The organism is Oleiphilus sp. HI0066 (assembly GCF_001635725.1).
This window is the reverse complement of record NZ_LWFH01001399.1, coordinates 1-1,557: the sequence shown is the minus strand read 5'-3', so window position 1 is coordinate 1,557 and position 1,557 is coordinate 1. Positions and strand designations below refer to the sequence as shown.

Here is a 1,557-nt window from a genome sequence, read left to right as displayed (position 1 = left end):
CTTGCTGACCTTGCAGGCAAGGCAGGTATTCCTGCTGGGGTATTTAATGTTGTCACGGCGAGTCATGGGGTAGATGTCGGTAAGGTATTCTCGCAAGACGCGCGAATCAAAAAGCTTTCTTTCACGGGGTCTACTGCGGTTGGCAAATTACTGTTGAAGCAGTGTGCAGATACGGTTAAACGCGTGTCGATGGAACTTGGCGGCAATGCGCCTTTTATTGTGTTTAATGATGCGGATATTGAACAAGCTGTGGCGGGTGCGATTGCTTCTAAATATAGAAACACCGGTCAAACTTGTGTATGTGCCAATAGATTTTACGTGCAATCAGGTATTTATGATCGTTTTGTCAAGGCTTTAAGTGATGCCGTGAAATCAATGAAAGTCGGGCATGGTTTGGATGAAGGAGTGGTGCAAGGCCCACTTATTAACCAAGCCAGTTTCAATAAGATAGCTGGGCTTGTTCAGGATGCGAAACAAAAAGGGGCAGAGGTTGTCGTTGGCGGCGAGCCGCACTCTCTAGGTGGATTGTTCTATCAACCTACTATCCTTGGCAATATCTCAAGTGACATGGACATCGTTCATCAAGAAATTTTTGGCCCTGTAGCGGCTATTAGCGTGTTTGAAGACGAGGCCGATGTCATCGAAAAAGCCAACAATACGCCATATGGCTTGGCTGCATATTTCTACTCAAAAGATATAGCGCGTGTGTGGCGCGTTTCAGAGGCATTGGAATACGGAATGGTTGGCATCAATGAAGGGGTTATCTCTACTGCCATGGCACCATTTGGCGGTGTTAAAGAGTCTGGTATGGGGAGAGAGGGAAGTCAGTACGGCATGGATGAATATTTGGAACTTAAATACCTCTGCATGGGCGGTTTAAATTAAGGAGTACATGATGCAAAACCAAGAAGTGAGGGATTTTCTTAACCGCTATCCTAAGGTTCAAACCATCGAATTACTGTTGCCTGATCAAAACGGCATTCTTCGAGGTAAACGAATCGAAATTGATCTGCTTGATAAAGTGTACCAAACGGGGTGTTGCCTACCTGCCTCGGTGATGAGTTTAAACAGCCGAGGAGCATCAACTGAAGAAGCGGGTTTGGGTCTTGCACAAGGCGATCGAGATTATGTTTGTAAACCCATTGAGGGCACTTTAGCGATTGTTCCGTGGGTCGAAGATCTCAGCCGTGCGCAAGTGCTCTGTACCATGTTGGAGGATGATGGCTCGCCGATGGATGTTGTACCGCGCAATATCCTCGTTAAAACGAATGAACGTTTTAGCACACTGGGATACAAAGTGGGTATTGCCTTGGAACTTGAGTTCTATTTATTGGATACCGAGAGAACAGAAAATGGCGGGCTGCAGCCACCTAAATCTCCCGCTAGCGGTCATCGAATGAGTTCAACGCAAGTCTATGCAATGCAAGACTTGGCGGATCATAACGACTTTATTGAAGAGGTAATTAGTGCTGCACATATGCAGAATATTCCTGCTGATACGGTCATCGCTGAATATGCACCCGGCCAGTTTGAAGTAAATCTAAACTATGGCGACGA

1 protein-coding gene and 1 pseudogene are annotated in these 1,557 nt (G+C 46.2%); both read left to right on the top strand.

Going from position 1 to position 1,557, the window contains the following annotated elements; genetic code table 11:
• A partial coding sequence (locus A3738_RS21045) for an aldehyde dehydrogenase family protein (protein WP_156504393.1) occupies window positions 1–885 on the top strand: 885 nt, incomplete at its 5' end.
• Between the two features lie 10 nt (window positions 886–895).
• Window positions 896–1,557: pseudogene (locus A3738_RS21040) on the top strand (glutamine synthetase); the annotation flags it as partial.